The sequence below is a fragment of the Streptomyces sp. NPDC006624 genome, assembly GCF_040611555.1.
Lineage (GTDB): Bacteria > Actinomycetota > Actinomycetes > Streptomycetales > Streptomycetaceae > Streptomyces.
The window spans coordinates 1-26998 of the sequence record NZ_JBEXOM010000035.1 but is presented as its reverse complement, the minus strand read 5'-3'; the positions used below and the strand labels follow the sequence as shown (position 1 = coordinate 26998).

Below are 26998 nucleotides of genomic sequence, written 5' to 3'. Positions count from 1 at the left end.
GCTGCCGGCCGGCGCGGTCTCAGTGCGCGTCGTAGATGCCCCGGTAGTGACCGAGCGCGGTCTCGTGGATCTTCTCGTCGCTCCAGTCGGCGAAGCGGTCGGGGGCCAGCCGGTCCGGGGGGACGAGGTGGTCGCCGGTGTCCAGGAGCATGCCGGCCAGCTGGCGGCCGACGCCACCGGCGTGCGTCACCCAGGACGCCTCCGCGAACCACAGGCCGGGCAGGGCCGGGGCGGGGCCGACGAGCGGGAGTTCGTCCGGGGTCAGGGCGAACACCCCGTTGAGCCTGCGGCCGTGGGCCGTCTCCCGGAACGCCGGGACGAGCGCCGTCGCCTCGGCCAGGGCGGCACCGAAGTCGGCCTCCCGGAAGGGCTGTTCGGCCGACACGAGGGTGCGCGTGGGCGTCAGCGGGAGCGGAAGGTGGGAGTAGGTGCCGAGGCCGTACCGGCGGCCGTGGCGGCGGGTGTAGACGAGGTGGTCGGGGTAGCGCACGATCGGGGCGTCGACAGGGGTGTCGTCGAGGCCGGGCACCTCGGCGGTGAACAGGTAGGGGTGCTGGACGGCCACCATGGGCAGCCGCACCCCGGCCTCCGCCGCCAGCACCGGGCCCCACATGCCCGCGGCCAGCACGACCCGGTCGGCCGCGATCAGTGCGCCGTCCTCGCCCACGCGGACACCGACGACCCGGCCGTTCTCGCGCTCCAGGGCCCGCACGGGCGTGTTCCAGCGGAAGTGGGCGCCGCCCCGCTCGGCGGCGGCGACCAGCGCGTGCGTGAGGGCGGCCGGGTCGGCGGCACCGTCGGACGGGATGTGCAGGGCGCCCAGCGCCCGCTCGGCGTCGACCAGTGCCGGGGCCATCGCCACGGCGTCGGCGGCGTCGACCACCCGGGCCTCGATCCCCAGGCTCCGCCCGTGCTCGACGTCCTGGTGGGCCCGCTCCAGGCGGGCGGCGCTGGTCGCGACCTCCAGACATCCCACCTGCCAGAACAGCGGCTCCGGCGCGGAACGGGAGAGGTCGCGGTAGGTGGCGACACTGTCCTTGGCCAGCTCGGCCAGTTCCGCCGTGGCGCTGAGCTGGCCGACGAGGCCGGGCGCCAGCCCGGTCGCCCCCGGCAGCACCTCGCGCTCCCGTGCGTCGACGACCGTCACCCGGTCCTGCCCCAGCCGGGTGAGGTGCCAGGCCACCGAGGCCCCCACCACACCGCCGCCGACGACCAGCACGTCCGCCTTGCCCATGAGTCCTGTCCCCCTCGCTCGTGAAGGAAGTCACGAGCTTGTAAGGCGGCGGCAGGGACGCTCCGGGAGCGAGCAGGACCCGCCCCGATGCGGATGGTGGGCGGGCCCTGCTCGTGCGCACCATTGTCGGGACCGCGTACCGGACGGGCCACGAGTGCGATCCGCCGATATGCGCGCGCCGCGCACACCCCGCGCGCGTGGCGCACGTCCCGCGCGCCGCCGGCACGGCCCGGGCGCCCGCACCCGCGCGCTGGTCGCACGGATGTGCGCCGCACCGCCCGGCCCCGCCCCCACATGGGTCGGCGCAGCCTGGGTAGGTGCTGCGTGACCCCGGCTCAAGCCCACCGGCCTGCGGTGACGATACTGACAGGCACAGGTGCCCCCGCTCACAGATGGATCCATGTCGACCTCCACCACCGTCCGCCCCGTGACACCCGCCACCGTGTGGCTGGCGCGCGGCCGCCACGCCTCCACAGCCGCGGAAGACGTTCTCCGGCGCTCGCTCCAGCAGCGCAAGGACAGCCAGGACATCGACGACTTCCTGGAGCTGCCCGACGACCGGACCGACCCGTCGGAGCGGGTCTTCGAGGCCCGCTGGCGCGTCGACGGCGAGGTGACCGTGCGCGCCCGGCTGAGCCTCGCCCCCGGTGACGCGCCGGAGTGGCTCCTGGTCGCCGAGGCCGAGCAGCCCTGGCGCGACGCGTGGCCCTCCCCCGCCGGTCTGTTCTGGCCGGACGGGACCGGCCTCGCCTGGGACCGGGACGCCGAGACGCGGCTGTCCCCGGAGCGCATCAACCCGCTCCCCCAGGACGACAAGGAGACCCGGCGCCTGCTCCGCGGCGCGGTGCGGGGCGGATGGCACATCCACGTGGTCGTCCACGAGGCGATGACCACCGACGACCGCGGCCGGGTGCCGCTGGTGCGCTGGCTGCCGCCGGGGCTGCGGCACCGGGTGGTGGAGCACCGCGCCGCCCCGCAGCAGTTGCGGGGCCTGAACTGGGCGCTGCGGGACACCGGTGTGGAGGTGCCGCGCGGCGGTGCCGTGGTCCTGCCCGGCACCCCGGCGCCCGAGGGCTACGACGCCCGGGACTTCTCCGTGCGCGCGGTCTTCCTCGACGGTTCGGAGCCCGCCGACCTCGTCGACGCCGTCCAGCGGTTCGCCGCCCTGCCCCGGCCCCTGCCCGAAGGCGCCGAGGACGCCCTCACCGCGCTGCGGGAGGACTGGCACCTGCTGACGCTCCAGGAGGAGCTGGACCGCCAGCGCGCGCTGGTGGCCATGTACGCCGAGGCGCTGGAGGCCATGACGCAGTCGCGTGACCTGTACCGGGAGGCCGCCGAACGGGCCCACGAGGCCCTGGCCGCCTTCCAGGAGTCCGCCGCGACCGCGCCCGTGCGAGCGCCGTCCGCGGGGCCGCCCGCCGCGTCCCCGCTGCAGCAGCTCACCCGCACCTTCGAACGCCTCAAGCCCAGGCGCCCCGCGGCCCAGTCCCCGGAGGCGCAGGGCAGCGGGGCCCGGCAGGTGACGTCGGAGCCGTAGCGGCTTCCGCGTCCGGGGCACGTGTCGGTCGCGGTCTGGTGGATACGCGGGTGCGTACGGCATCACGGCCCGCCCGGGAAAGGTCCACCACGCATGGGCAACGACCAGCACCACTCGCAAACGACGCTCCGCGTCAACGGCAAACCCCACACCCTCACCGTCGACCACCGGCGGGTCCTGCTGGACCTCCTGCGGGAGGACCTCGACCTCACCGGCGCCAAGAAGGGCTGCGACCACGGCCAGTGCGGCGCCTGCACGGTCCTGGTGGACGGGCGGCGCGTCAACAGCTGTCTGCTGTTCGCGGTCGCCCTGGACGGCTGCGAGGTCACGACGATCGAAGGCCTGCCGGGCGACGGGGAGCAGCTGCATCCGCTGCAGCGGGCCTTCCTGGAGCGCGACGCCTTCCAGTGCGGCTACTGCACCCCGGGCCAGATCTGCTCCGCCGCCGGCGTGCTCGCCGAGGCCGCGGCCGGTCACCCCTCGCACGTCACCGACCCGGCGGCGCCCTCGGGTGAGCCGGTGCCGCTGAGCCAGGAGGAGATCCGCGAGCGGCTGAGCGGCAACCTGTGCCGGTGCGGTGCCTACCCGCGCATCGCCGAGGCCGTGCGGGACGTGATCGCGTGAGGGAGTTCGCCTACGTCCGCGCCGGGAGCGTCGAGGAGGCGACGGCCGCGTACGCCTCCCGCCCCGGGGCCCGCTATCTCGGCGGGGGCACGAACCTCGTCGATCTGATGAAGCTCGGCGTCGAGACGCCCACCGCCCTCGTCGACGTCACCCGGCTGCCGCTGGACGCGGTGGAGGAACTGCCCGGCGGCGCGCTGCGCATCGGGGCGATGGTCCGCAACAGCGACCTCGCGGCCCACCCCCTCGTCCGCGACCGGTACCCGGCGCTGTCCCAGGCGGTGCTCGCAGGTGCCTCGGGGCAGTTGCGCAACGCGGCGACGACCGGCGGGAACCTGCTGCAGCGCACCCGGTGCCCGTACTTCCAGGACCTGTCCAAGCCGTGCAACAAGCGCGAGCCGGGCAGCGGCTGCGGCGCGCGGGACGGCGTGCACCGCGACCACGCCGTGCTGGGTCACTCCCCGCACTGCGTCGCCACCCATCCGTCGGACATGGCGGTGGCGCTGGCCGCTCTGGACGGGCGGGTGGAGCTGTACGGGCCCGAGGGTGCCCGGAGTGTCGCGGCGGCGGACTTCCACCGGCTGCCCGGCGACCGGCCCGAGCAGGACACCGAGATCCGGCCCGGCGAGCTCGTCACCGGCGTGGTGCTCCCGGCCGCCACCGCCGGGCTGCCGTCGGCGTACCGCAAGGCCCGCGACCGGGCCTCCTACGCCTTCGCCCTCGCGTCCGTCGCCGTCGTGCTGCGGCTGGAGGACGGTGTGATCGGCCATGCGGGGATCGCCTTCGGGGCGCTGGCGCACCGGCCCTGGCGGGCCCGGCGGGCCGAGGAGGCGCTGGTGGGCGCGGCTCCGACCGCCGCCGCGTTCGAGCACGCCGCCGAGCTGGAACTGTCCGCGGCGCAGCCGCTGCGGGACAACGCCTACAAGGTGCCGCTGGCCAGGAACCTGGCCGTGGACGTGCTGTCCCGGCTCACGGACGCGAGCCCCGCGAGGAGGGCCTCATGACGAGCGGTGAGCAGGCCCAGGCCGGGCGCCGGGAAGGGCGGGAGACATCCGGCGGCAGTGTGGGAGCCCCGGCCGAGCGACGGGAGGGCCGGGAGAAGGTCACCGGCGCCGCCCGCTACGCGGCCGAGTACCCCGTGCCAGGCCGGGCGCAGGCCTGGCCCGTGCCAGCGGCCGTCGCCCGGGGCCGGGTGAGCGGTGTCGACACGGCGGCCGCGCTGGCCGTGCCCGGTGTCCTCGATGTGCTCACCCCCGGCGACGCGCCGCGGCTGGCGGAGCCGGACGACCCCACGCTCGCCGTGCTCCAGGACCCGCGGGTGCCGCACCGCGGCTGGTTCGTGGCCCTGGTGGTGGCCGAGACCCTGGAGGCGGCCCGGGCCGGTGCCGTACGGGTCCGCTACGACACCGAGGAGCACGACGTGGTGCTCGGCGCCTCGCACCCGGGCGTGTACGTGCCCGAGGAGGCCAACGGGGGTCATCCCGCCGTGCGGGAACAGGGCGACCCCGACGGGGCGTTCGGTTCCTCGGCCGTGCGCGTCGACGTCGCCTACCGGGTGCCGCCGCTGCACAACCATCCCATGGAGCCCCACACCAGCACCGCCCGCTGGGAGGACGGCCGGCTCGTCGTGCACACCTCAAGCCAGGGCACCGGTGCCGTCCGGACCGCGCTGGCGGCGCTGTTCGGCCTGCCCGAGGACCGGGTCGTCGTCCACGCCGAGCACGTCGGGGGCGGTTTCGGCTCCAAGGGCACGCCCAGGCCCGACGTGGTGCTCGCCGCGATGGCGGCCCGGCGGACCGGGCGTGCCGTGACGGTGGCGCTGCCGCGCCGCCACCTGGCCGCCGTCGTCGGGCACCGCGCCCCGACGCTGCACCGGCTGCGGCTCGGTGCCGGCGCCGACGGCCGGCTGGAGTCCCTCACGCACGAGGTCACCACGCACACCTCGCGCATCAAGGAGTTCGTGGAACAGGCGGCGGTGCCCGCGCGCGTGATGTACGCCGCGCCCCACCTGCGTACGGTGCACCGGGTCGCGGCGCTGGACGTGCCGTCGCCGTCCTGGATGCGGGCGCCGGGCGAGGCCCCCGGCATGTACGCGCTGGAGTCCGCCCTGGACGAGCTGGCCACGGAACTCGGCATGGACCCGGTGGAGCTGCGCGTCCGCAACGAGCCGGACGTCGAGCCCGACAGCGGCAAGCCGTTCAGCAGCAGGCAGCTCGTCGCGTGTCTGCGCGAGGGTGCCCGGCGCTTCGGCTGGGACGGCCGCGACCCCCGGCCGCGCTCCCGCCGGGACGGACCGCTGCTGCGGGGTACGGGTGTGGCTGCGGCGACGTATCCCGTCATGGTCGGGCCGTCCACGGCGGCGGTCCGCGCACGGCCCGACGGCACGTTCCTGGTGCGGATCAACGCCACCGACATCGGCACGGGCGCCCGGACCGTGCTCGCGCAGATCGGCGCCGACGCCCTGGGCGTGCCGCTGGAGCGGGTGGCCGTCGAGGTCGGCAGCACGGAACTGCCGTCGGCGCCGCTGGCCGGCGGCTCGTCGGGCACCGCCTCCTGGGGCTGGGCGGTGCACGAGGCCGGGACCCGGCTGGCGCGGCAGCTGGCCGGGCACACGGGTCCGCTGCCCGGGCCGGGACTGGAGGCCCGCGCCGACACGAAGGGCGTGGCGCGGACGGAGAGCGACTGGGCGCGGCACGCCTTCGGGGCGCACTTCGCCGAGGTCTCCGTGGACACGGTCACCGGCGAGGTGCGGGTCGGGCGGCTGCTCGGGGTGTACGCCGCCGGGCGCATCCTCAACGCCCGCACCGCGCGCTCGCAGTTCGTCGGCGGCATGACGATGGGCCTGGGCATGGCACTGACCGAGGGCAGCACGATGGACGCGGCGTTCGGTGACTTCGCCGAGTCGGACCTGGCGTCGTACCACGTGCCCGCGCACGCCGACGTGACCGGGATCGAGGCCCACTGGCTGGACGAGGACGATCCGCATCTCAACCCCATGGGCAGCAAGGGCATCGGGGAGATCGGCATCGTCGGGACGGCGGCGGCGATCGGCAACGCGGTGCATCACGCCACCGGCATCCGCCTGCGCGCACTCCCCCTCACGCCGGACCGGGTGCTCGCCGGGCTGCTCGGCACCGGGGCGTAGCACACGGGCCGGACCGGACCCGCCGGGAGCGGGTCCGGTCCGGTGGGCAGCCGCAGGACGTCACTCCGCGGTCTGGCGCGCCTCGGGCTCCCACTGCCGGGCGGCGATGGGCGCCAGCGCGCGGAAGACCAGCGCGACGAGGGCCAGCAGTGCCGCGCACACGGCGGTTGTGGCGGCGAGCCACGGCGGGGCGAGCGCGAGGTCGACGGCCCGGGTCAGCGACGCCGACGGGAAGGAACTCCCGTACGCCTGGGCCCCGGCCAGCACCGTGGGCACCAGCACCGCCCCGGCCAGCACCAGCGCCACCGGGCGCAGGGCCAGCAGCAGGGCCAGTACGGTGCACAGCACCGACAGGCCCAGGGCGAACGCGTGCAGCCGCAGGGACGCGTCGCCGCGTTCGAGCGGGAAGTGGGTCACCGCGCACACCGCGAGGGCCAGGGCCGCGAGCCACCCCGACCAGGACACGGACCGGGAGAACCGGCCACCGGAACGGTGGTCGGTCTCGGCCCGGGGGGCGTCGAGTGTGCGGTGCGTCCCAGCGGCGTGCGCCGTGCGGGCGCCGCGGCGCTCGGACGACTCGGGCTCGGCGCCGCCGCCGTACGGGCCCGACGTGCCGCCGGACGGCAGGCCGTCGGGGTCCAGGCGTTCCAGTCCGAGGCGGTCGATCAGCTCGACCAGTTCCCCGACCGACCGGCCGGTGGCGGCCGCCCGCAGTGCCTCCTCACGGACGTGGGGCTCCTGCGGCTCCTTGTGCAGCAGGGTCACCAGCCGGGTCACTTCCTCCACCGGGCGGTGGGCGGCGGCGGCCCGGATGGCCTCGTCCGCGCACGCGGCGTCTCGCGGGGGCCGGGTCAGCAGGGTGATCAGCCGGGACACGTCCTCGACGGGCCGGGTGACCCCGGCCGTGCGCAGCGCGTCGACCCTCGCCTGGGTGTGGTCGGGCGACTCCTCCAGCGAGGTGATGAGGTCGACGACCTCCTCCAGCGGCCGGTCCGCCACGGCGGCGTGCACGAGGTCGCTGACCGCGTCACCGTACGGCGCACCACCGGCCGGCCCGGCGCCGGGCCTGAGCTCGACCGGGTTGTCGTCGAGGGAGCGAATGACGAACGGCCGGGCGACGGGCTGCTCCCCGCCACCCGGACCGGAGGCACCGGGAACGACGGCCGACCGGTCCGCCGCCGGGGAGGAGGGGGCGGTCGGCCGGTGGGTGTCGTCAGGGTGAGAGCCGGTGGGCTGGTTCGCCTGCGTGGAGCGGGAGTTGGCTGGCGGGGACGCCTGTGCCGAACGGGAGTTGGCGGGTGAGGACGCCTCCACCGGGCGGGAGCCGGCAGACGGATCTGCCTCCGCCGGGCGGGACTCGGCAAACGGATCTACCCCCGCCGGGCGGGTGTTGGCGGGCGCCTTCGCCTCTCCCGGACGGGGATCGGCGGGCCGGAACGCACCTTCCCGACGGGGCCCGCCGGACGACTTCGCCTCCCCGGGACGGGAGTTGGCAAGCGAGGACGACTCCTCCGCCCGGGCGTCGGCGGACGGTTCGACCCTCTCCGGGCCGGAGGCGGTAGGCGCGTGCACATCGTCCGGGCGGGAATCGGAAGGCCCGTCGGCCTGCCCGGGCCGTGCATCCCCGGGCCGGTGGGTCTCCCCCGGGCGGTGATCGGCAGGCCGCTCGGTGTCGTCGTCCTCAGCGGGCACGGCCGTTCGCGCGTCCTCGGCCGGGCCGGACGGCGACGCGCGGGTGGGCTTGGGCGGGGCGGGGTTCGTCCGGTCGGCGGTGGGCGCCAGGGGGCGGGCCTCAGCGAGGTCCAGCCAGTCCTGGGCGGGCGGGGCCGGGTGCGGGTGCACGGGATCCGGCCAGTCCTGGCCGGGCGGTGCGGCGCGCTGGGACGCCGGGTTCGTCGCGGTGGGAGCGTCTCGCGCCCTCGTCGGGGCCTGGCCGGGTGCGGAGGCCGGTGCGGGCGGGGCCTGGTCCGGCCGGGGTGCCGCGGAGGCGGCGGTGGGAGCGTACGCCTCGTCCGGGCCGGGCCCGGTGACCGGCGCACGGGCCCCGTCCGAGGGGGCGGTGCCGGGGGCGGCGGGGGTCTGGCCCGTCCGGTGCGTGCCGGGGGTGGTGGGCTGCGTGCTCGTCTGCTCCACCTCGTGCGTGCCGGTGGCGGCGGTTGTCTCGGCGGACGGCTGGGCGGACCCGTTCGGCTCGTTCGGTATGGCGGGTTCGTTCGAGCGGGGTGATGAAGAGCAGGTGGTCATACTCGCCTCCAAGGGAAGAGTGCGGCCGCTCCTGCGCCCCCCGTCGTGTGACGAGCGACGTTACGCTGACCATTACTAGGCGCCCGCGTCACACCGTGCCACTCGGGTGAGCCACCGGGATGACCGCCGGCACGGCAAAATCCGCCGACTCGCCGACATGTCCTGCCCCGGCGGCAATACAGCCGCCGGAAACGGGAATCCAGCTAGGGACACCCCGTGTCACGGCACGCCGGGAGGAGGGCAGCCCGTGGATACGACCACATCGGTGATCATCCTGGCCGCGGTGCTCGCGGCCGTGGTCCTCGGTCTCGCCGTCGGCGTCCTCGTCCGGCTGGTCCGGACGCGGCGCGAACTGCGGCGCGCCGGGCTGCCCACCGGCCCGCGCTGGGTCTTCTGGGGCGCCCTGCTCTATTTCGTGCTCCCGGTCGATCTGTTGCCCGATCCCGTGTATCTGGACGACATCGGCGTCCTGTTCCTTGCTCTGCGCACCGTCCGCGGCTCCCTCGGCGAACGGGAGCGCAGCACGACACGCCCGCCTGACCAGCAACCGGCGCATGACTACGGAAAGTAAGGAAACCAACCACCCGTTCGATTCGTATAAGTCTCTGGAAGCCGCTTCGAGTCGGCGGACCGGGGCGGCCGCGCCCTCCGGTCCGCCGACTCGGATCGGCGCAGTACCGACGAGGGAGAGACGATGCAACCGTTCGCGCTCAACTACGCGCGCCCAGCAGTGGAGTTGGAAGCTGCCATTCCGTACGCGTACGACGCCGGACTGCAGTTGAACGTGCTCCGCGACGGCCGGGTGGCGGCCAGTGACTTCGCCCTCTTGAGGGAGTTCGGCACGACGACGTCCACCGCCGGCTCCAAGACGCACTTCGACGACTGACCGCGGGCCGCCGAAGATGACCGTACTGATCCTCACCTGCGAGGAGGACGTGACCGCGGACATGGTGGTCGTGCACCTGAACGCGACGGGGGTTCCGGTGGTCCGGGTGGATCCCGCGGACCTGACCGGGGGTGTCGCGCTGTCGGGTGAGTACGTCCACGGCCGGTTCCGCGGCCATCTGTCCGCCGGGGGGCGGCTGGTGAGCATCGGGGGGCTCCGGTCGGTGTGGGTGCGCCGCCCCGGCACTCCGGCAGCGCACGCGGCGCAGCCGTCGGCATGGCTGACCGAGGAGGCCGCGCAGGCGCTCTACGGCATGCTGCGGGGCTCCGACGCGCGCTGGATGAACCATCCCGACGCGGCCCGCCGAGCCCGGCACAAGCCCTGGCAGCTACGGCTCGCCCAGCGTTCCGGGCTGCCCGTGCCGGCGACGCTGATCACGACCTTCCCGCGCGCCGCCCGCGAGTTCGCCGAGCGCTACCCGGAGCTGGTGGTCAAGCCGGTGTCGGGCGCGCATCCGCAGGACCCGCCCCGGGCGGTGCCGACGAGCCGGGTGGCGCCCGACACGGACTTCTCCGCCGTGGCGTTCGGGCCGACGCTGCTGCAGCGCCGGATCAGCAAGCGGGCCGACATCCGGCTGACCGTGGTCGGCGAGCAGATGCTGGCAGCCCGTAAGGCGACCCCGGCGGACGCGGATCCGGACGAGGTGGACGTGCGGTTCGCCGCGCCCGGCTCGCCCTGGCTGCCCACCGAGGTGCCCCCGCGTATCGCGCCGGGTGTCCTGGCCTATCTGCACGAGGCCGGACTGGCCTACGGCGCCTTCGACTTCGCGGAGGACGCGGACGGGACGTGGTGGTTCCTGGAGTGCAATCAGTCGGGACAGTTCGGCTTCGTGGAGGTGGAGACGGGGCAGCCCATCGCCCGCACCATCGCCGGGTGGCTGGCCCGGCCGGTGCCGCTGGAGCCGTCGCCGCACGTCAACGGCTCGGGCACGACGGTACGTTGAGCACCGGGCCCGGCAGGCACCGGGCCCGGACCTGGCGCACCGCTCACTGCGGCCGCGGTGCGGGGAGCATCCCGGCGCGCTGCCAGCCGGCGCCCGGGGACTGCGGGCGGTCGTAGCCGAGGGACTGTGAGGGCCGCATGACCAGCTCCAGTTCCCTGCTGACTCGTTCGGCCTCGCGGCGCACCTGTCCGGGCACATCGCCGCGCTCCGCGATGAGTCGATCGTAGATGGGGGAATCCTGGAACACCCGTCAACGTGCCTTTCTGCTCGCCGCCCCCGTCCAGGGGCAAGACTGCGAGTGTAGGCGTCCCGAGGTCCCGGAGTGTGAATTCCCGGGGAGGACTTGACGCAGACCGGACATCTGTGACAGGCGGGCGCCGGGCTCCGCCGGGACCTCAGGCTCCCGTCGTGGAGCCCGGGCGGACGATCATCAGGACGGTGACCGTGGCCCAGAGGAGGTTGAAGACGCCGGTGAACACGGCGAGTTGGACGGTGTCGCCGCGGTCGGCGGTCGGTTCGCCGCCCAGCCGGTCGAGGAGTTCCTCCTGGCGGGGCAGGACGAAGGCGACCAGGACGCCGGCCGCGGCGGCGGTCAGGGCGATGGAGGTGACGAGCCATGCGCTGCCGAGCACGCCCATCGCGGCGGCGGTGGCGAAGCCGAGGACCGGGACGGTCGCTCCGACACGGGCGTAGACCCGGCAGATGCGGTGCAGCAGCGCGAGGGTGCCGGCCGCGGACGGATCGGGGGCGTCACCGCCGGCGGCGACGGCGCGGCGGGCCGCGGGCGGGAACATGCTGGCCGCGACGGTCACGGGACCGATGGCGACGATGGCGGCCAGCACGTGGAGGGACAGCAGGATCTTGGTCACCGGGGCTCTTTCCATGGGTGCGATCGACGGTGCCCGGCTCACGCTAGGGAGCCGGGGCGCGAGCGCCCATGGGCTGGAACGACAGCTTCCCACGGGTTCCCGCCAACCGCCGTGACATGGGCCCGCGCACCGGAGGCTCGCTCTGACCCCGTATCCCGTGCCTGGCGGGAACCCGCCTAGGGTGGCGGTCATGCACTCCGTGGCGATCCTGGTTCTCGACCGAGTGGTGCCGTTCGACATGGCGGCGCCCCAGCAGACGTTCGCCTGGACCCGGATGCCGGACGGGCGTCCGGCCTACCGGGTGCGGCTCTGCGCGGAGACACCCCGGGTACGCGCGGACGGCGACTTCACCCTGCACGTCGACCGGGGCCTTGAGGCCCTCGCGGAGGCCGACACCGTCATCGTGCCGGGCTGCGCCCCCGGCGCCGCGTCGCCCTCCGCCCGGGTGCTGGCGGCCCTGCGGCAGGCGGCTCGGGCCGGGACCCGGATCGCGTCCGTGTGCGTGGGCGCCTTCGTGCTGGCCGAGGCCGGGCTGCTGGACGGGCTGCGCGCCACCACGCACTGGGTGGCCGCCGGCGAACTGGCCCGCCGTTTCCCGGCGGTCGAGGTGCAGCCGGACGTGCTGTACGTGGACAACGGGCAGATCCTCACCTCCGCCGGGGCGGCCGCCGCGCTGGATCTGTGTCTGCACATGATCCGGCGGGACCTGGGCTCGGCGGTCGCGGCGGACATCGCCCGGATGTCGGTCATGCCGCTGGAACGGGAAGGCGGGCAGGCCCAGTTCATCGTGCACGAGCACCCGCCCGTGCCCCGGGGTTCGGCACTGGAGCCGCTGCTGGAGTGGATCGAGGACAACCTGGCGCACGAGGTGACGCTGGGCACGCTGGCCGCCCGCGCGGGGATGAGCGAGCGGACCTTCAGCCGCCGCTTCCGCGAGCAGACCGGCACCACGCCGCTGCAGTGGCTGCTGCGGGCGCGGGTGCGGCGCGCCCAGTACCTCCTGGAGAACACGGACCACTCCGTGGAGCGGATCGCGCGGCAGGCGGGGTTCGGTTCGCCGACGGCGTTCCGGGAGCGGTTCCGCAAGGTGGTGGGCACCACGCCGTACGCGTACCGCACGGCGTTCCACGGGAAGACCGCCGCCCCGGCGGCCCCCTGAGGGCCGTCGGGGCGTGCGTCGGTCCGTCGGCCGTGGCCGTGTCAGACGGCCAGCGACAGGTCGCTCTCCCCTTCGGGGTCGGCGGGCGTGACGTCCGCGGGCTGCCCCTTGGCGAGCAGCAGGGCGTCTGCCCGGGCGATGGCGTCATGGATGACGGACGTCCCCATCATCACGCACAGGGTGTAACTGACGTCCTCCACCTCGCGTGCCCTGGCCGGTGTGTGCCTTTCCGCCTGCGCGATCTGCAGTGACGCGTACCGCGTCAGCAACGTCCTCACGACCTTCGGGTCCGGTACGAGCACGAAGCGCCCCTCTCTATGTTTTCGCTGCGTATGCCCGGACCGTGCCGAAGCAATCACCCCCCTCGCGCACCGGTTCATCATTGACCGAATTCATTCGCTTCACGACCAATCGTCCGTGGGGACGGTCCCGCCGGACGGACGGCTCATCACGCCGTCATGCGAGCTGACCGCTGTGCAGGGCCGTGTACGCCCCGCCCCGGCGCAGCAGCTCCTCGTGCGTGCCGACCTCCTCGATCCGGCCATCGCCCATCACCACGATCCGGTCGGCGCCCCGGACCGTGGACAGGCGGTGCGCGACGACGAACGTGGTGCGTCCGCGCAGTAGCCGGGTCAGCGCCTGCTGCACGAGGGCCTCCGAGCGGGTGTCCAGGGCCGAGGTCGCCTCGTCCAGCACCAGCACCTTGGGGTCGCGGACCAGGGCCCGGGCGATGGCGAGCCGCTGCCGCTGGCCGCCGGAGAGCCGGGCGCCGTGCTCGCCGACCAGGGTGTCGAGGCCCCTCGGGAGCCGGTCGACGAACTCCAGGGCGTTGGCGTCGCGCAGGGCCGCCCGCACCCTCTCCTCGTCTGCGTCGTCCATGCCGTAGGCGACGTTCTCGCGGACGGTGCCGTCGAAGAGGGTCGGCTCCTGCGGCACGACCGACAGGAAGCGGCGGTAGGTGCGCAGGTCGAGGGTGTTCATGTCGGTGCCGTCGAGCAGCAGGCGCCCGGAGGTGGGGCGGATGAAGCCGATGACGAGGTTGAGCACGGTGGACTTGCCGGCGCCGGAGGCACCCACCAGGGCGACCGTCTCGCCCGGCCGGACGTCCAGGGTGAAGTCGCGGACGGCGGTGCGCCCGTCGGTTTCGTAGGCGTAGTCGACGTGCTCGAAGCTGACGGCGCCGCGCAGGGCGGTCAGCTCCGCCTTGCCCTCGTTGTCCTCCAGTTCGGGGGCCTGGAGCACTTCCCCCACCGAACGGACCGACTCCAGTCCCTTGGTGATGACCGGCGCGAGTCCCGCCAGCGTGGTCGTGGAGTTGGTGAGGGTGGTCAGGAAGGCGCTGAGCATCACGACGTCCCCGGCGGTGACGCCCCAGACGCCGTGGTACGAGATCAGCGCCGCGCCGGCCAGGACCAGCACGCCGACGACGTTGAGCACGACCCAGGCCAGGGAGCCGAAGCGGCCGTTGACCAGGTCGAGGCGGAGACCGGAGGTGAGGAGGCGGTCGAGGGTGCCGTCCATCCGGCGCAGGGCCTTGCCCTCCAGGCCGTGGGCGCGGGTGACGGGGATGAGGCGGGTCATCTCGGTCACACGGGACGACAGGGTTTCCACCTCGTGGCGGAAGTGCTCGTTGTGGGTGCGCAGCCGGGCGCGGAGCCGGGCCACGAGGAGCGCGGCGGCGGGCACGACGACGAGGAAGACGGGGAGGAACTCGGGTGTGCGGACGGCGATGATGACGAGTCCGCCGGTGAGCACGGTGATGGCGCCGAGCCCGGTCTCGGCGGTCTGCTGGACCATCTGCTCGACGGTCTCCACGTCCCGGACGACCTTGGCCTGGAGCACGCCGGCGCTGACCCGGGAGTGGTAGCCGAGGGAGAGCTGCTGCATGCGGGTGCACAGGGCGGAGCGCAGGGCGGTTCCCATCCGGCGGACGCTGCCGTACAGGAGGCGGACGTACAGCACGTGCAGGGGGTAGTTGACGAGCAGGATGAACAGGATGAGCCCGGTGCTGGTCCAGAGCCGGCTGAGGGGCTGGTGCTGGACGACCGTGTCGATGATGGACGCGGTGATGAGCGGCAGCAGCCAGACGGGGCTGTGCTTGACGGTGAAGACGACGACGGCCGCGAGCAGCCGCCGCCGGTCGGCGCGGAACAGATAGGCGAGGGTGCGGATCGGGTGCTCGCCCCGGTAGCGGTGGTCGAGCGGTCTTTCCCACGACGATGCCATCGACGGAGGTCCTCCCCGGTTGCCGGTGCGCATGGCAAGCGCTTACTTCCCTGGCGGGCCTGGAGTACACCAGGGGTGGGGATGGTGTCGTCGCAGGTGTCCGCAGCATGAGACCCGGGGCGGCGCCCCGGGTCCCTCGGTCTGCTCAGGCGGCGTCCAGCTCCGCCAGTTCCGCGGGCGTCAGGACGAGCTCCGGGGCGGCGGCCGAGTCGCGGACGGTCTCCGGGCGGCTCGCGCCCGGGATCGGCACGACCACGGGCGACTTGGCGAGCATCCACGCCAGGCACACCCGCTGCGGGCTCACGCCGCGGGCCTCGGCGATACGGGCGAACGGGGCGTGCTCGGAGCCCAGTTCACCGGCCCTGGAGATGCCGCCGAGAGGGCTCCAGGGGAGGAAGGCGATGCCGAGTTCGTCGCACAGGCGCAGTTCCGGCTCGCTGGAGCGGAAGGCCGGGGAGAACTGGTTCTGCACGGAGACCAGCCGGCCGCCCAGGATCTCGTGCGCCTCGCGGATCTGCTCCGGGTTCGCGTTGGAGATGCCGGCCATGCGGATCTTGCCCTCGTCGAGCAGTTCCCGGATGGCGCCGACGGACTCGGCGTACGGGACGCGGGGGTCGGGCCGGTGGAACTGGTAGAGCCCGATGACCTCCACGCCGAGCCGGCGCAGCGAGTCCTCGCAGGCCTGCTTCAGGTGGCGGGGGCTGCCGTCGAGCGTCCAGCTGCCGTCCCCGGGGCGCAGATGGCCGCCCTTGGTGGCGACCAGGACGTCCTCGCCCAGGTCGTGGGAGGCGAGGGCCTTGGCGATCAGGGTCTCGTTGTGACCGACCTCGTCGGCGTCCCGGTGGTAGGCGTCCGCGGTGTCGATCAGGGTCACTCCGGCGTCGAGCGCGGCGTGCACGGTGGCGAGGGAGCGCTCCTCGTCCGGGCGGCCCTCGATGGACATGGGCATCGCGCCCAGACCGATCGCACTGACGTCGACGTCACCGATGCGGCGGGTGTGCATGGGCTCGTGACCTCTTCCGGCTGTCGTTTCGGCTGTTCGGGCGATGGCCCACTCCAGCGTGGCCGCCGTGGGGTGCGGACGTCCAATAGAAGAAGGAGAACGCATTCAGCACCCGGGCCGCTGAATCCCCCGCGGCCGATCGGCCACCCCCGCCTCCGGGCGACATCGACCCGCGCGCGCCCGGAGGGCTGCCGGAGGGCTGCCGAGGGGTCCTGATGAGACCTCAGTCCCGCTTCTGGAGTCCATCAGGCTGCGGAACGGCCGTTTCGGGAGCATGGTGGGGCTATGGAAGGTCAACCGCCTGTCATCGTGCAGCCGCCCGCGCCGGACGGCGGACGCCTGGTGACCATCCACGGCGAGCGCATGGGCGTCGCCTACAGCCTCTTCGACGTCCTGGACCTGCTGCACCGCGAGGGCCTGCCGACCGCCGACACGGCCGTCGACGACTCCGAGCTGATCGAGTGGCAGGGCGGCGGCCCGTACGACTGGAACCCCGGGGCACCCGACGAGGGGTGAGCCCCGGCACGGCGGCGCGTCCCACGCCCCGTGCCTCGCCTCGCGCGGGTGGGGAGGGGCACCGGTGCTGAGGTTCCGTCACGGGGCGGCGCGCACCGGGCGCGTCCCGGAACGGGTTCGTGAGGGTCCGCCGGCCGGTTTCAGGCCGCGCCGGGTCCGAGGCCCTTGAGGATGAGGTCCACCGCTTCGGCGATGCCGGGCAGGGCGGGACTCGCCTGCTGCTCCGGCGGGCCGGGCGGGTTCATGGCCATGCCGAACAGCAGGGCCAGCAGGACGACGGCGCTGTGCGCCGGGTCGGCGTCGGCGCGCAGGCGTCCGAGGCCCTGCTCGGCGCGCAGGTACTCCTCGAGCCGCCCTGGCGGGCCCGGCAGGGTGCCGGGGGGCGGGGCGACACGGGCGAGTTCGGGGTCGGTGAGCATGGCCAGTTCGAGCGGGAGGATGTCGGCGCGCAGGGCGGCGAGCTGGGTGAGGCAGTCGGTGAGGTTCTCCGCGACGGTCGCGGTGCCTGCGCGTGCGGGCAGGGTGTCGATCCAGTCGACGACGTGCTGGTTCTGCTGCAGGATCGCTTCGCCGAACAGGGTGGCCTTGTCGGGGAAGTGCCGGTAGAGCGTGCCTTCGGCGACACCGGCCGCCTGGGCGATGGCCCGGGTGGTGGTCTTGGCGTAGCCCAGTTCGCCGACGAGTCTGATGGTGGTGTCGACGAGTTTGGTGCGCGTGGCGGCGCCGCGGGAGGCCATGGCACGTTCCCCTTCCCAAGGCATGTGGCGGGCTGTGGTCAGTCGGTGATGTCGCGGCGCCGGAACACGGCGAGCGCGATGCCCAAGCCTACGAGGGTGTAGAGGGCGCCGAGGGTCAGGGCGGTACCGTACGGCACGCCGCTGGTCCCGCCGTTGGCGAGCGCGCCCAGGGTGGCCCCGGGCGTCCAGTCGGCGATGGAGTCGAGGGCGGCGGTGATGACCGCCTCCACGACGAGGACGTATCCGACGCCGACGGAGATCGAGACGGCCGCGGATCGGGTGATCAGGGCCAGCACCAGTCCGATCACGCCCCAGACGAACAGGGTGCAGAACAGGTTGAACCAGGCGCCGGCCAGGGTCGGGCCGATGTTCTCGCCCCAGGCGGAGACGTCGATGTCCGCGCTGCGGGCCGCCATGGGCGCGATGACCAGGTTGGCGACGAGCGCCACCGTCGTGACGGCGGCCGTCCACAGGGTCAGCGCGCCGACCTTGCCCAGCAGCAGCCGGACGCGGTCGGGCTGGGCGGAGGCGGTCAGCCGGATCAGGCCGCTGCTGTAGTCGCCGGCCGTCGCGATCGCCCAGAAGGACAGGGCCACCACCCCGTACATCCCGGCGGCCGAGGACAGCCCGGCGGTGATGCCGTCGGCGGCCTGCCACTGGGCGAGCGTCGGGAAGGAGACACCGGGACCTGATTCGGGCTGGGCGGAGGAGGCTCCGACGACCTGCGCCATCACCATGTTGATCATGGCGGTGAACAGGATCGTCAGACCGAACCAGCCGAGGACGACGCCCTTGCGGCGGGTCCGCAGGAGCTCGCTGCGCACTGCGTTGATCATGACGCCTTCCGTTCCGCAGCCCCTGCGCGGGCTGCCGTGAGGTCCTTGTCGCTGCTGCCGGTCATCTCCAGGAAGATCTCCTCCAGGCTGCCGCGCACCAGGGTCATCGACTTGAGGGTGATGCCGCCGCGGGCGGCCGTGCGGTTGAGGTCGGCGCCCTGGCGTTCGTCGGCGAGGACGCCGAGCCGCCCCTCGGGGGCGGGCTCCACCTGCCAGCCGTCCGCGGACAGCAGTGCCCGCAGGGCCGCCGTGTCCCGTTCGTGCTCCGCCGCGATCTCGATGCGCTGCCTGGTGCGTGCGAGCAGGTCGGTGACGGGTCCGGAGTAGATCAGGGTGCCGAAGCGGATGACGACCAGGAAGTCGCAGACCGTCTCGATCTCGGCGAGCAGGTGCGAGGAGACGATGACGGTCCGGCCGGAGCGGGCCAGGTCGGCCAGCAGCCCGCGGATCTCCACGATGCCCGACGGATCGAGCCCGTTGGTGGGCTCGTCCAGGATCAGCAGTTCCGGATCGGGCAGCAGGGCCGCGGCGATGCCCAGGCGCTGCTTCATCCCCAGCGAGAAGCGCTTGACGGGCTCGGTGTCCCGCCCGGTCAGACCCACGACCTGGAGCACTTCGTCCACCCGCGACGCCGGCAGGCCGCGCAGCCGGGCCAGCGACAGGAGATTCGCCCGCGCCGACAGGCCGGGGACGAAGGCGGGGTTCTCCACCAGGGCGCCGACCCGGTCCAGGTAGCGGCCCGGCGCGCTGATCGGCTCGTCCAGCACCTCGGCCGTCCCCGACGTGGGGGCGATCAGCCCGAGCAGCATGCGGATCAGGGTCGACTTGCCCGACCCGTTGGGCCCCACCAGCCCGATCACCCCGGCCCGCGGCAGCTGCAGCGTCAGCCCTTCCAGGGCCGTGACCTCACCGAATCGCCGGGTGAGTCCGGCTGTCTTGATCACACTCATCATTCCTCCAAAGCGTGTGAGCGCTCACTCACATAGTGGGCGGGAGGAGTGCCGCTGTCAAACGAGAGGGGAGGTTCCTCTGTCGGGCACCCGCCGTCCCCGCTTGGGCAGGTGCGGAGCGGCCAGGGACGTCAAGGACGGCACCACACCGGCCACCACACCGGCCACCGCCCCGGTCAACGCCGCCGCGGACGACGCCCTGCACCGCGCCCTGCCGATCGGCGAGATGGTGCGCGCGGTCGCCGAACTGGGCTTCGGGTGCATCGAGTTGTCGTCCCGCGAGGACTTCATGCCGTTCTTCCCGCACCCGCGGGCGGACGACGCCCGGGTGGCGGAGCCGAAGAACGCGCTGCGCACGCACGGGGTGCGCCTGTCCTCGGTGCTCCCCCTGTACACGTGGTCCTCACCGGACGAGACCGAACGGCAGGCGGCCGTCCGCTACTGGAAGCGGACGATCGAGATCACCGTCCGCCTCGAACGCCCGCTGATGAACTGGGAGTTCAAGGGCCGCGCCGAGCAGGCCGCCGCGAGCGAGGCCGCCTTCTGGCGCACGCTGGAGGAACTGCTGCCGGTGTGCCAACGCGAGGGCATCGCCCTGAACCTGGAGGCCCACCCCGGACGATTTCTGCGAGGGGAACACCCCGGCCGTCGGCCTCGTCCGCGCGCTCAACAAGCGGTGGGTGAACCACCTGTACTGCGCCCCGCACCCCTTCCGCCTCTCGGGCGCCGACCCGGCGGCGGACGTCGCGGCGATGACGCGCTACGCGGTGACAGGCTCCAGCACGTGCACATCGCGGACACCTTCGACCACAGGGCTCCAGCGGGCTGCGCCACATCCTCAGCCCGCCGGGCCACCCCGTCGCCGGCGTTCATGCTGGACCGGATCCGCGAGGAGCCGGCCGCGGAGTGCCGTCCGCGGGGCCCGGGCGGGCGTCAGGAGCCGGTGAGGATCACCAGTTCCTGGGTCGCCCGGGTCATCGCCACGTAGTGGTCGACGGCGCCCTCGACACCGTCGCCGAAGTCCTCGGGGTCGACGAGCACCACGAGGTCGAACTCCAGGCCCTTGGACAGCTCCGGGGTCAGTGAACGGACCCGGGGCGACGCCGAGCGGAACGCCGGGTCGCCGATCACGCAGGCGATCCCCTCGGCGTGTCCGGCCAGCCAGGCGCCGAGGATCGCGTCCCGTTCGGCGGTGGACCCGTGGCGGACGGGGACGCCGCCGGCACGGACGGAGACCGGCACGTTGGCGTCCGGCAGCACGGCCCGGATGACCGGCTCGGCCTCCGCCATGATCTCCGCCGGGGTGCGGTAGTTGATGCTCAGGGAGGCCAGGCCGACGCGGTCGAACCCGACGCGTTCGAGGCGCTCCGCCCACGACTCGGTGAAGCCGTGCCGGGCCTGGGCGCGGTCCCCGACGACGGTGAAGCTGCGGGACGGGCAGCGCGCCAGCAGCATCTGCCACTCGGCGTCGGTCAGTTCCTGCGCCTCGTCGACGACGATGTGCGCGAACGGCCCGGCGAGCCGGTCCGGGTCGGCGGTGGGCAGGGCGCTCTCGTCGACCAGGGAGTTCCGCATGTCCTGGCCGTGCAGCATGATCAGCACGCCTTCGCCGTCGTCGTAGGTGTGCGCCTGGAGCAGGTCGTCGATGACGTCGGACATGCGCTCCCGCTGGGCGGCGACGGCGGCCTCCTGGCGGCGGCCGCGCCGGGACGCCTCCGGGTCGCCGAGCCGCCGGCGTGCCGCGTCGAGCAGCGGCAGGTCGGACACGGTCCAGGCCTGCGGGTCGGCGCGTTGCAGGGTGCGCACCTGGTCGCGGCTGAGCCAGGGAGCGCACATCCGCAGATAGGCGGGCACCGACCAGAGGTCGCCGACGAGGTCGGTCGCCTCGAGGAGCGGCCAGGCGCGGTGGAAGGCCGCGCGCAGCTCCCCGTCCCGCGCCAGGGACGCGCGCAGCGGTCCTTCCTCGATCCCGCCCTCGTGCTTGTCCACGAGGATCGTCAGGAGTTCCTCCCAGACCTGGTCGCGTGCCTCGTTGTGCGGGGTGCCGGGGTCCGCCGCCCGGAACGCCACGGCCCAGTCGCGGGCGCTCAGGCGGACGTCGGACCAGTGGGTGGAGACCGTCATGCCCTCGGCGGGCGGCTCCTCGTAGAACCCGACGGCCTTCTCGATGGCCGCCACCATCGCGGCGGACGACTTCAGACGTGCCGCTTCGGGGTCGGTCTCGTCGCCGGCCGTGGCTCCCTCGTCGACCAGGTCGCGCAGGATGCAGGTCTGCACGCCCTCCTCGCCGAGGCCGGGCAGCACGTCGCAGACGTAGGACAGGTAGGGCCGGTGCGGGCCGACGAACAGGACGCCGCCCCGGCGGTGCTGCCCGAGGCGCGGGTCGGAGTGCAGGAGGTAGGCGGAGCGGTGCAGGGCGACGACGGTCTTGCCGGTGCCGGGGCCCCCGTCGACGACGAGGGCGCCGCGGGAGCCGGCGCGGATGACGGCGTCCTGGTCGGCCTGGATGGTGCCGAGCACGTCCCGCATCCGGGAGGAGCGGTGGGCGCCGAGGCCGGCGATGAAGGCCGACTGGTCGTCGAGCGCGGCGTGCCCGGCGAGGGCGTCGGGGGTGAACACCTCGTCCCAGTAGTCGCTGACCCGGCCGCCGGTCCAGCGGTAGCGGCGCCGGGCGGCCAGGCCCATCGGGTTGCCGTGGGTGGCGCCGAAGAACGGCTCGGCCGCGGGGGAACGCCAGTCGACCAGCAGCCGGCGTCCTTCGCTGTCGGTGAGCCCGAACCGTCCCACGTACACGGGCTCGTCGTCGTCCGCGCCGACCATGTGCCCGAGGCACAGGTCGAGTCCGAAGCGGCGCAGGGCGCGCAGGCGGGAGGTCAGGCGGTGGACCTCGGCGTCGCGGTCCATCGCCTGCCGGCCCCTGCCGGCGGGGGCCCTGCGTTCGGCCTCCAGGCGGCGGGACAGGTCGGCGATCGTCTCTTCCAGGCAGGCGGCGACCGCGGCGAAGTGCCGCTCGTCCCGCGCGATCAGGGCCGGGTCGGCCTTGTGTGAGAGGCGGTCGGGAAGGTCGAACGCGCTCGTGGTCACAGGGGTCACGTCATGCTCCCGTTTCCGCAGGTCCTGGGCTCAGGCCGGACAGTCTGCGGTACACGGGGGGCCTTGCCGCAAGACCCCCCGTGCGCTATAAGTTGAGAGTGGCAAGGAGAGCGCTCCTTGCCTTTTCTGTTGTGCGCCCCCCTTCGCCCGCGCCCGTTCGCGTGTGACACGCTCTGCGTCGGGCGACCGCCGGGACTGCGGCCGTCCGCGGTTTCGGGCAGCGTGGAGAGGCGGCGGCATGCGCATAGGACTGCTGGGCACCGGACCCTGGGCGCAGCTGGCCCACGCACCCGCGTTGAGCGGGCACGAGGAGCTGGACTTCGTGGGGGTGTGGGGGCGCCGCCCCGAGGCCGCCGGGGAGCTGGCGGAGCGGCACGGTGTCCGGGCGTACGACGACGCCGACGAGCTGTTCGCCGACGTGGACGCGGTCGCCGTGGCCCTGCCTCCGCAGGTGCAGGCCGGGCTGGCCGTGCGGGCGGCGCGGGCCGGGTGCCATCTGCTGCTCGACAAGCCCTTGGCGGCGACGGTGCCGGAAGGCCGTGCCGTGGTGGAGGCCGCCCGGGAGGCCGGGGTCGCCTCGGTGGTGTTCTTCACGACGCGCTTCCAGCCCGGGGCCGAGGCCTGGATCGCCGAACAGGCCGCGGTGCCGGGCTGGTTCACGGCGCGGGCGCAGTGGCTGGGGGCGGTGTTCACCAGCGAGAGCCCCTTCGCGACGCCGTGGCGGCGGGAGAAGGGCGCCCTGTGGGACGTCGGCCCGCACGCCCTGTCCGTGCTGCTGCCGGTGCTCGGGGACGTGCGGAACGTGACGGCGGCGGCGTACGGGCCAGGGGACACCGCCCACGTCGTCCTCGACCACGCGGGCGGCGCGTCGAGCACCCTCACCCTGAGCCTGACGGCACCGCCCGCCGCGGCCGGTGCCGCCGTCGAACTCCGCGGGGAGGCCGGCGTCGCGGTCCTGCCGGAGGACTCCGGCGGAGCCGTGCCCGCTCTCCGGCGGGCCGCCGACGCCCTGCTCACCGCCGCCCGGACGGGCCGCCCGCACGCGTGCGACGCGGCGTTCGGGCTCCGTGTCACGGAGGTCCTGACGGCGGCGGACGGGCTGCTGAACGCCCGCTGATCCCCGCGGACGGTCTTCCTCCCTACCCCGGGTGGAAGCTGAGGCGTTCCTTGACCACCGGGTAGCCGGCCCTGGCGAAGGTGGCGGCCATCGGGACGTTGCCCCGGTCCGTGGCCGCGGCGACGAACTCCGCGCCCCGTTCGGCGAGGAAGTGGGTGCACTCGGCCAGGAGGTCGTAGGCGTACCCGCGGCCCCGGTGCTCGGGCAGGACGCCGATGAAGCCGATGCAGGGGCCCGACGGGTTGTGGGCCGGGATGTGGATGCCCGCCGTCTCGCCCTGCGGGGTGTACGCGACCTGCCACCACGCGCGGGGCGAGGGGCACCAGTGGAAGAAGTCGAGTTCCTCCTGGGCGGCCCGGTCGAGTCCGCCCTCCGCGATGGCCTTCAGGGCGTGGGCGTCCAGGGTGACGGAGTGGATGCGGCGCAGCGCGTCGAGGAAGACGGCGTCGTCCGGTTCGGCGCGGTACTCCAGGCGGGCGCGGCGTTCGGGCAGGCCGTGGCCGGTCGTCCAGCGGTAGATGAGGCGTTCGACGAGGAGGTCGTAGCCGGCCTTGCGGGCCGCGGTGACGCGGGTTCCGGCGGCGGCGCGCAGGGCCGGGTCGTCGCGCCAGCCGGACGGCAGGTTGAGTTCCAGTTCCACCTGCCAGGGGGCGGAGCGCAGGAGTGCGGCGCCCGCCTCCTCCTCGCCGTCCGCCACGTCGAACCAGTTGACGTTGAGGGGCTCGGTGTCGTCGGGGCCGCCCCACCAGGCGCCGCGGGCGACGACGCGGCCGTCGCGCAGCGCCACGCGTTTCCAGTCGGGGCGGTGCCGGGTGCGCCGGTGGCCCTCACGGGCGCCCAGCGGGTCGGGCAGGGTGTCGAAGAGTGCGGCGTCGCTCGCGTCGAGCGCGCGGATGACCGGATCGGTCATGGGTGTCCTCCGGGACGGTTCGCTGTGGAGAGCGCTCCCGGTGGATCAGGCGCGGCACGCCGGGACGACAGAAAGGGAGCGCGGGAACGGTGTGGACTGCACGGCTCTGCCCTCCTTCGCTCGTCTCGGGGCGTGGCGCGGCACACGTTACGCGATCACCGGGAGCCCGTCCATCGCGTTTCGGGAGCGGCTTAAGCGGTCCTTAAGAGCCGCTTAAAGCGACCCGGGGCGCCTCAACTGTGGTGTGTTTTTGGGGATTTCTGTGTGACGGACGGGTTGGCTGTGGCGCCGCCCGTCCGTAGCATCCGTGGCGTCGACCCACATGAGAGCGCTCTCATTCGGGCCGTCGCGCACGCTGCCCGTCCGTACACCAGGAGGCCCCCCACATGACTCCTCACCCCGCTCCCCGCCACCGCCGTCCTCTCACCCGCCGTTCGCTCCTGGCGGGCCTCGGCGGCGCGGTGGTCGCCGCTCCGGCGGTCGCCGCGCTGGCCCCCCACGCGCTGGCGGAGACGTCCCGGAACGCGCCGAAGGCGGCGGCCGCCCTTCCGCTGACGCTCGTCAACGACAGCGGTTCCTTCGCCAACGGCTCCGTGCACGTCTACGTCGTGGGCAACGCGGACGGCCGGCAGGTCCGCCTGCGGCCCGACGGCACCCTGGCGCCGGTGGCCCTGTCGGACAACGGGCCGGACGGCTTCACCGACTACGCGATCTCCCTGGCCGGCAGCGGCGAGACCCGGCTGTCCCTGCCGTACATGTCGGGCCGGATCTACGTGTCGCTGGGCGCGAAGCTCAAGTTCAAGGTCGTCGCCGACGGGGCCGGCAACCCGGCCCTGCAGTACCCGGCGGGCTGGGTGTCCTCGGACCCCAACTACGGGGTGCTGCACGACTGCGCCGAGTTCACGTACAACTCCGCGGGGATGTTCTGCAACACGACCATGGTCGACATGTTCAGCGTGCCGCTGAGCATCCGGCTGACCGGTGCCGAGGACCAGACGACGGGCACGCTGCGGGACGGGGGCCGGGCGGCGGCCTTCGCCGCGGTGCGGGAGGTCCCGGAGTTCGCGCGGCTGGTGGTGGACGACACGCGGATCATCGCCCCCGGCCACGGCCTGGACGCCGGGCTGTTCTCCCGGGACTACTTCGCGCCCTCCATCGACGAGGTGTGGAGCACGTACACCGGCCGGGACCTGAAGGTGACCACCAACGCCGGCACGTTCACCGGCCGGGTGCGCGGCGACCGGTTCTCCTTCACCGGGCCAGCGGAGGTCTCCTTCGGCAGGCCCTCCACCCGGGACGTGCTGTTCTGCGACGGCGCGCTCGCCGCCCCCAACGACGGGACGACCGGGCCGGTCGCCGCGATCCTGGGCGCCGGGTTCAACCGTTCCACACTGCTGAGCTCGGCCGAGCAGCCGACGTCCGACCCCGCGTCCTTCTACGGCACCGCCCTCACCAACCACTACGCCAAGGCCATGCACGCGGCCGCCCGGGACGGCAAGGCGTACGGCTTCGCCTTCGACGACGTGGCCGACTTCGCCTCCTACATCCAGGACACGGCCCCCACGGGAATCCGGCTGACGCTCACGCCCTTCTAGACCCGGCCGCCCTTCTAGCCCCGGCCCGCGGTCCGCCGGTCCGGGTCCCGGCGTGCGGGGGCCCGCGTGCCGTAGCAGCGTGGTGATGTGAACAGCGTGCGCGGTCTGCCGCCCCGCCGGGACCCGGACCGGCGGGGCTGGCTGCGCGGCGCACCGCCGCCGGTCTGGGCCCGGGTGCTGCCGTCCGCGCTGCTGGTGGCGGTGTGCCTGGCGGGGCTGATCAGCCCGGAACCGTTGGACATCGGCTTCCTGCTGGGCGCCATCCCGCCGCTGGCCGTCCTCGCGCACGGACCGGTGCTGACGGCCGTGCTCGGGGCGCTGGTGGTCGTGGTGCTGATCGTGCCGACGTTCAGCCTGAACCACCCCGGCAGTACGGATCTGCTGACCGTCTGCTTCGTCGCGGTGCTGAGCGTGCTGCTGTCGTACGTGCGCAGCAGGCGGGACGCGCAGCTGGTCACCGAGCGGACCGTCGCCGAGGTCGCGCAGCGGGCCGTCGTGCCGCCGCTGCCCGAGCGGGTGGGGCCGGTGCGGTGCGCCGGGCTGTACCGGGCCGCGCAGCGCGGGACGCTCGTCGGGGGCGACTTCTTCGACGTACGGGCGGGTCCCTACGGCGTCCGGGCGGTCATGGGCGATGTGCAGGGGCACGGGCTGTCGGCCGTCGCCACGGTCGCGTCACTGCTGGGGGCGTTCCGGGAGGCGGTGCTGGACCAGCCCGACCCGGAGGAGGTCGCCCGCCGGCTGGACCGGAGGCTGGCGGTGGACGCGGGGGGCGATCCGCACGCCGAGCTGTTCGCGACGGCGGTGCTGCTGGACTTCTCCCCCGACGCGGATCTGGTGCGGGTCGTGGCGTGCGGGCAGTCCGGTCCGCTGCTGCTGCGGGACGGGAAGGTCCTGGAGCCGGACGTCGAGCCGGGCACACCGCTCGGGCTGGGGCTCGCCGAGGCCGCGCCGCCCCGGGTCGTCCCGGTGCCGCTGCGCGCCGGAGACCTGCTGTTCCTCGCGTCGGACGGGGTCACCGAGGCCAGGGACGCCGCCGGGGTCTTCTATCCGCTGGCCGAGCGGCTGCCGGGGCTCGCCGCCGAGGACCCGGCCGCCCTGGCCGAGCGGGTGTGGTCCGACCTGGTGCGGCACTGCCCGGACGTCGGGGACGACGTCACGATGCTGGTGCTCGCGCCGCAGCCGCCGCACGGGCACTGACAAACCGCCGGCGGGGGGGGGGGGGGGGGGGGGGCGGGGGGCGGGGGGGGGGGGGGCGCCCCCGCCGGACGGGCCGCGGAAAAGGAGGCGAGAGCGGACAAACAGACAGGCCGCCCGATG

The 26998-nt window shown here is 74.1% G+C and carries 24 protein-coding genes and 1 pseudogene; 13 read left to right on the top strand and 12 right to left on the bottom strand.

Going from position 1 to position 26998, the window contains the following annotated elements:
• Window positions 1–19: 19 nt before the first annotated feature.
• Entirely contained in the window at window positions 20–1234 is a 1215-nt protein-coding gene (locus ABZY20_RS35665) for an FAD-dependent oxidoreductase (RefSeq protein WP_356447435.1), read from the bottom strand.
• A gap of 400 nt (window positions 1235–1634) precedes the next feature.
• Between ABZY20_RS35665 and ABZY20_RS35660 the strand changes: the two genes are divergently transcribed.
• From ABZY20_RS35660 to ABZY20_RS35645, 4 genes are all read left to right on the top strand, one after another.
• On the top strand, window positions 1635–2771 hold the full coding sequence (locus tag ABZY20_RS35660) for a hypothetical protein (RefSeq protein WP_356447433.1): 1137 nt from the start codon (window positions 1635–1637) through the stop codon (window positions 2769–2771).
• 93 nt (window positions 2772–2864) lie between these two features.
• Window positions 2865–3395, top strand: coding sequence for a 2Fe-2S iron-sulfur cluster-binding protein (locus ABZY20_RS35655; protein WP_356447432.1), 531 nt, complete (start codon window positions 2865–2867; stop codon window positions 3393–3395).
• Window positions 3392–4396 carry a xanthine dehydrogenase family protein subunit M gene (locus ABZY20_RS35650; RefSeq protein ID WP_356447430.1) on the top strand — a complete coding sequence of 335 codons (1005 nt, stop codon included), beginning with the start codon at window positions 3392–3394 and terminating at the stop codon, window positions 4394–4396. The genes ABZY20_RS35655 and ABZY20_RS35650 overlap by 4 nt, the downstream gene beginning before the upstream one ends.
• Complete coding sequence (locus tag ABZY20_RS35645; RefSeq protein ID WP_356447428.1) at window positions 4393–6537, top strand: xanthine dehydrogenase family protein molybdopterin-binding subunit; 2145 nt, start codon at window positions 4393–4395, stop codon at window positions 6535–6537. The genes ABZY20_RS35650 and ABZY20_RS35645 overlap by 4 nt, the downstream gene beginning before the upstream one ends.
• A gap of 60 nt (window positions 6538–6597) precedes the next feature.
• Here the strand turns inward: ABZY20_RS35645 and ABZY20_RS35640 are convergent, their stop codons facing one another.
• Window positions 6598–8781, bottom strand: a complete 2184-nt coding sequence (locus ABZY20_RS35640; protein WP_356447426.1) for a hypothetical protein — start codon at window positions 8779–8781, stop codon at window positions 6598–6600.
• 247 nt (window positions 8782–9028) lie between these two features.
• Between ABZY20_RS35640 and ABZY20_RS35635 the strand changes: the two genes are divergently transcribed.
• The 3 genes from ABZY20_RS35635 (at window position 9029) to tgmB (ending at window position 10670) form a co-directional block, all read left to right on the top strand.
• Window positions 9029–9352 carry a YkvA family protein gene (locus ABZY20_RS35635; RefSeq protein ID WP_356447424.1) on the top strand — a complete coding sequence of 108 codons (324 nt, stop codon included), beginning with the start codon at window positions 9029–9031 and terminating at the stop codon, window positions 9350–9352.
• A gap of 123 nt (window positions 9353–9475) precedes the next feature.
• Window positions 9476–9667 carry a putative ATP-grasp-modified RiPP gene (gene tgmA / locus ABZY20_RS35630; RefSeq protein WP_356447422.1) on the top strand — a complete coding sequence of 64 codons (192 nt, stop codon included), beginning with the start codon at window positions 9476–9478 and terminating at the stop codon, window positions 9665–9667.
• 16 nt (window positions 9668–9683) lie between these two features.
• Window positions 9684–10670, top strand: coding sequence for an ATP-grasp ribosomal peptide maturase (gene tgmB / locus ABZY20_RS35625; RefSeq protein ID WP_356447420.1), 987 nt, complete (start codon window positions 9684–9686; stop codon window positions 10668–10670).
• 43 nt (window positions 10671–10713) lie between these two features.
• Here the strand turns inward: tgmB and ABZY20_RS35620 are convergent, their stop codons facing one another.
• Together ABZY20_RS35620 and ABZY20_RS35615 are read right to left on the bottom strand one after the other, a co-directional pair.
• Window positions 10714–10917 carry a hypothetical protein gene (locus ABZY20_RS35620; protein ID WP_356447418.1) on the bottom strand — a complete coding sequence of 68 codons (204 nt, stop codon included), beginning with the start codon at window positions 10915–10917 and terminating at the stop codon, window positions 10714–10716.
• Between the two features lie 148 nt (window positions 10918–11065).
• Window positions 11066–11539, bottom strand: coding sequence for a hypothetical protein (locus ABZY20_RS35615; RefSeq protein WP_356447416.1), 474 nt, complete (start codon window positions 11537–11539; stop codon window positions 11066–11068).
• 190 nt (window positions 11540–11729) lie between these two features.
• On the opposite strand from ABZY20_RS35615, the gene ABZY20_RS35610 reads away from it, so the two are divergent.
• Window positions 11730–12698: a helix-turn-helix domain-containing protein gene (locus ABZY20_RS35610; RefSeq protein ID WP_356447414.1), complete on the top strand. Its 969-nt coding sequence runs from the start codon at window positions 11730–11732 to the stop codon at window positions 12696–12698.
• A 41-nt stretch (window positions 12699–12739) separates the two neighbouring features.
• Here ABZY20_RS35610 and ABZY20_RS35605 read toward each other — a convergent pair whose 3' ends face one another.
• The 3 genes from ABZY20_RS35605 to ABZY20_RS35595 all read right to left on the bottom strand — a co-directional run bounded on the left by ABZY20_RS35605 (window position 12740) and on the right by ABZY20_RS35595 (window position 15927).
• The gene (locus ABZY20_RS35605; RefSeq protein WP_356447412.1) at window positions 12740–13000 is read right to left on the bottom strand and encodes a DUF5133 domain-containing protein; all 261 of its coding nucleotides are present in this window, start codon (window positions 12998–13000) and stop codon (window positions 12740–12742) included.
• A 154-nt stretch (window positions 13001–13154) separates the two neighbouring features.
• Complete coding sequence (locus ABZY20_RS35600) at window positions 13155–14924, bottom strand: ABC transporter ATP-binding protein (RefSeq protein WP_356447410.1); 1770 nt, start codon at window positions 14922–14924, stop codon at window positions 13155–13157.
• Between the two features lie 145 nt (window positions 14925–15069).
• Window positions 15070–15927: an aldo/keto reductase gene (locus tag ABZY20_RS35595; protein WP_356447408.1), complete on the bottom strand. Its 858-nt coding sequence runs from the start codon at window positions 15925–15927 to the stop codon at window positions 15070–15072.
• A gap of 285 nt (window positions 15928–16212) precedes the next feature.
• On the opposite strand from ABZY20_RS35595, the gene ABZY20_RS35590 reads away from it, so the two are divergent.
• Window positions 16213–16443 (top strand): hypothetical protein, encoded by a 231-nt coding sequence (locus ABZY20_RS35590; protein ID WP_356447406.1) that lies wholly within the window; start codon window positions 16213–16215, stop codon window positions 16441–16443.
• Between the two features lie 140 nt (window positions 16444–16583).
• Here ABZY20_RS35590 and ABZY20_RS35585 read toward each other — a convergent pair whose 3' ends face one another.
• Genes ABZY20_RS35585 through ABZY20_RS35575 form a run of 3 tightly spaced genes read right to left on the bottom strand, consistent with a single transcriptional unit; the run spans window position 16584 to window position 18960 of the window.
• Window positions 16584–17180, bottom strand: coding sequence for a TetR/AcrR family transcriptional regulator (locus ABZY20_RS35585; RefSeq protein WP_356447404.1), 597 nt, complete (start codon window positions 17178–17180; stop codon window positions 16584–16586).
• A gap of 38 nt (window positions 17181–17218) precedes the next feature.
• Window positions 17219–18016 carry a hypothetical protein gene (locus tag ABZY20_RS35580; RefSeq protein ID WP_356447403.1) on the bottom strand — a complete coding sequence of 266 codons (798 nt, stop codon included), beginning with the start codon at window positions 18014–18016 and terminating at the stop codon, window positions 17219–17221.
• On the bottom strand, window positions 18013–18960 hold the full coding sequence (locus ABZY20_RS35575) for an ATP-binding cassette domain-containing protein (RefSeq protein ID WP_356447401.1): 948 nt from the start codon (window positions 18958–18960) through the stop codon (window positions 18013–18015). Before ABZY20_RS35575 ends, ABZY20_RS35580 begins: the two co-directional genes overlap by 4 nt.
• A gap of 232 nt (window positions 18961–19192) precedes the next feature.
• On the opposite strand from ABZY20_RS35575, the pseudogene ABZY20_RS35570 reads away from it, so the two are divergent.
• Window positions 19193–19818 (top strand): annotated as a pseudogene (locus tag ABZY20_RS35570) (sugar phosphate isomerase/epimerase family protein); the annotation flags it as partial.
• Between the two features lie 81 nt (window positions 19819–19899).
• Here ABZY20_RS35570 and helR read toward each other — a convergent pair.
• Window positions 19900–22059 carry an RNA polymerase recycling motor ATPase HelR gene (helR, locus tag ABZY20_RS35565; protein WP_356447399.1) on the bottom strand — a complete coding sequence of 720 codons (2160 nt, stop codon included), beginning with the start codon at window positions 22057–22059 and terminating at the stop codon, window positions 19900–19902.
• 238 nt (window positions 22060–22297) lie between these two features.
• Here helR and ABZY20_RS35560 point away from each other — a divergent pair, with 238 nt between their 5' ends.
• Entirely contained in the window at window positions 22298–23176 is an 879-nt protein-coding gene (locus ABZY20_RS35560; RefSeq protein WP_356447397.1) for a Gfo/Idh/MocA family oxidoreductase, read from the top strand.
• Window positions 23177–23198: 22 nt separating this feature from the next.
• Here the strand turns inward: ABZY20_RS35560 and ABZY20_RS35555 are convergent, their stop codons facing one another.
• The gene (locus ABZY20_RS35555) at window positions 23199–24086 is read right to left on the bottom strand and encodes a GNAT family N-acetyltransferase (protein WP_356447395.1); all 888 of its coding nucleotides are present in this window, start codon (window positions 24084–24086) and stop codon (window positions 23199–23201) included.
• Between the two features lie 386 nt (window positions 24087–24472).
• Here ABZY20_RS35555 and ABZY20_RS35550 point away from each other — a divergent pair, with 386 nt between their 5' ends.
• Complete coding sequence (locus ABZY20_RS35550) at window positions 24473–25681, top strand: glycoside hydrolase family 64 protein (protein WP_356447393.1); 1209 nt, start codon at window positions 24473–24475, stop codon at window positions 25679–25681.
• An 87-nt stretch (window positions 25682–25768) separates the two neighbouring features.
• Complete coding sequence (locus tag ABZY20_RS35545) at window positions 25769–26878, top strand: PP2C family protein-serine/threonine phosphatase (protein WP_356447391.1); 1110 nt, start codon at window positions 25769–25771, stop codon at window positions 26876–26878.
• Window positions 26879–26998: the final 120 nt, after the last annotated feature.

Coding starts and splice junctions, on each gene's coding strand:
- ABZY20_RS35665 (WP_356447435.1), bottom strand. CDS start 1,234: ATGGGCAAGGCGGACGTGCTGGTCGTCGGCGGCGGTGTGGTGGGGGCC.
- ABZY20_RS35600 (WP_356447410.1), bottom strand. CDS start 14,924: ATGGCATCGTCGTGGGAAAGACCGCTCGACCACCGCTACCGGGGCGAG.
- ABZY20_RS35660 (WP_356447433.1), top strand. CDS start 1,635: ATGTCGACCTCCACCACCGTCCGCCCCGTGACACCCGCCACCGTGTGG.
- ABZY20_RS35610 (WP_356447414.1), top strand. CDS start 11,730: ATGCACTCCGTGGCGATCCTGGTTCTCGACCGAGTGGTGCCGTTCGAC.
- ABZY20_RS35580 (WP_356447403.1), bottom strand. CDS start 18,016: ATGATCAACGCAGTGCGCAGCGAGCTCCTGCGGACCCGCCGCAAGGGC.
- ABZY20_RS35640 (WP_356447426.1), bottom strand. CDS start 8,781: ATGACCACCTGCTCTTCATCACCCCGCTCGAACGAACCCGCCATACCG.
- tgmB (WP_356447420.1), top strand. CDS start 9,684: ATGACCGTACTGATCCTCACCTGCGAGGAGGACGTGACCGCGGACATG.
- ABZY20_RS35590 (WP_356447406.1), top strand. CDS start 16,213: ATGGAAGGTCAACCGCCTGTCATCGTGCAGCCGCCCGCGCCGGACGGC.
- ABZY20_RS35585 (WP_356447404.1), bottom strand. CDS start 17,180: ATGGCCTCCCGCGGCGCCGCCACGCGCACCAAACTCGTCGACACCACC.
- ABZY20_RS35560 (WP_356447397.1), top strand. CDS start 22,298: ATGCGCATAGGACTGCTGGGCACCGGACCCTGGGCGCAGCTGGCCCAC.
- tgmA (WP_356447422.1), top strand. CDS start 9,476: ATGCAACCGTTCGCGCTCAACTACGCGCGCCCAGCAGTGGAGTTGGAA.
- ABZY20_RS35595 (WP_356447408.1), bottom strand. CDS start 15,927: ATGCACACCCGCCGCATCGGTGACGTCGACGTCAGTGCGATCGGTCTG.
- ABZY20_RS35555 (WP_356447395.1), bottom strand. CDS start 24,086: ATGACCGATCCGGTCATCCGCGCGCTCGACGCGAGCGACGCCGCACTC.
- ABZY20_RS35550 (WP_356447393.1), top strand. CDS start 24,473: ATGACTCCTCACCCCGCTCCCCGCCACCGCCGTCCTCTCACCCGCCGT.
- ABZY20_RS35645 (WP_356447428.1), top strand. CDS start 4,393: ATGACGAGCGGTGAGCAGGCCCAGGCCGGGCGCCGGGAAGGGCGGGAG.
- ABZY20_RS35655 (WP_356447432.1), top strand. CDS start 2,865: ATGGGCAACGACCAGCACCACTCGCAAACGACGCTCCGCGTCAACGGC.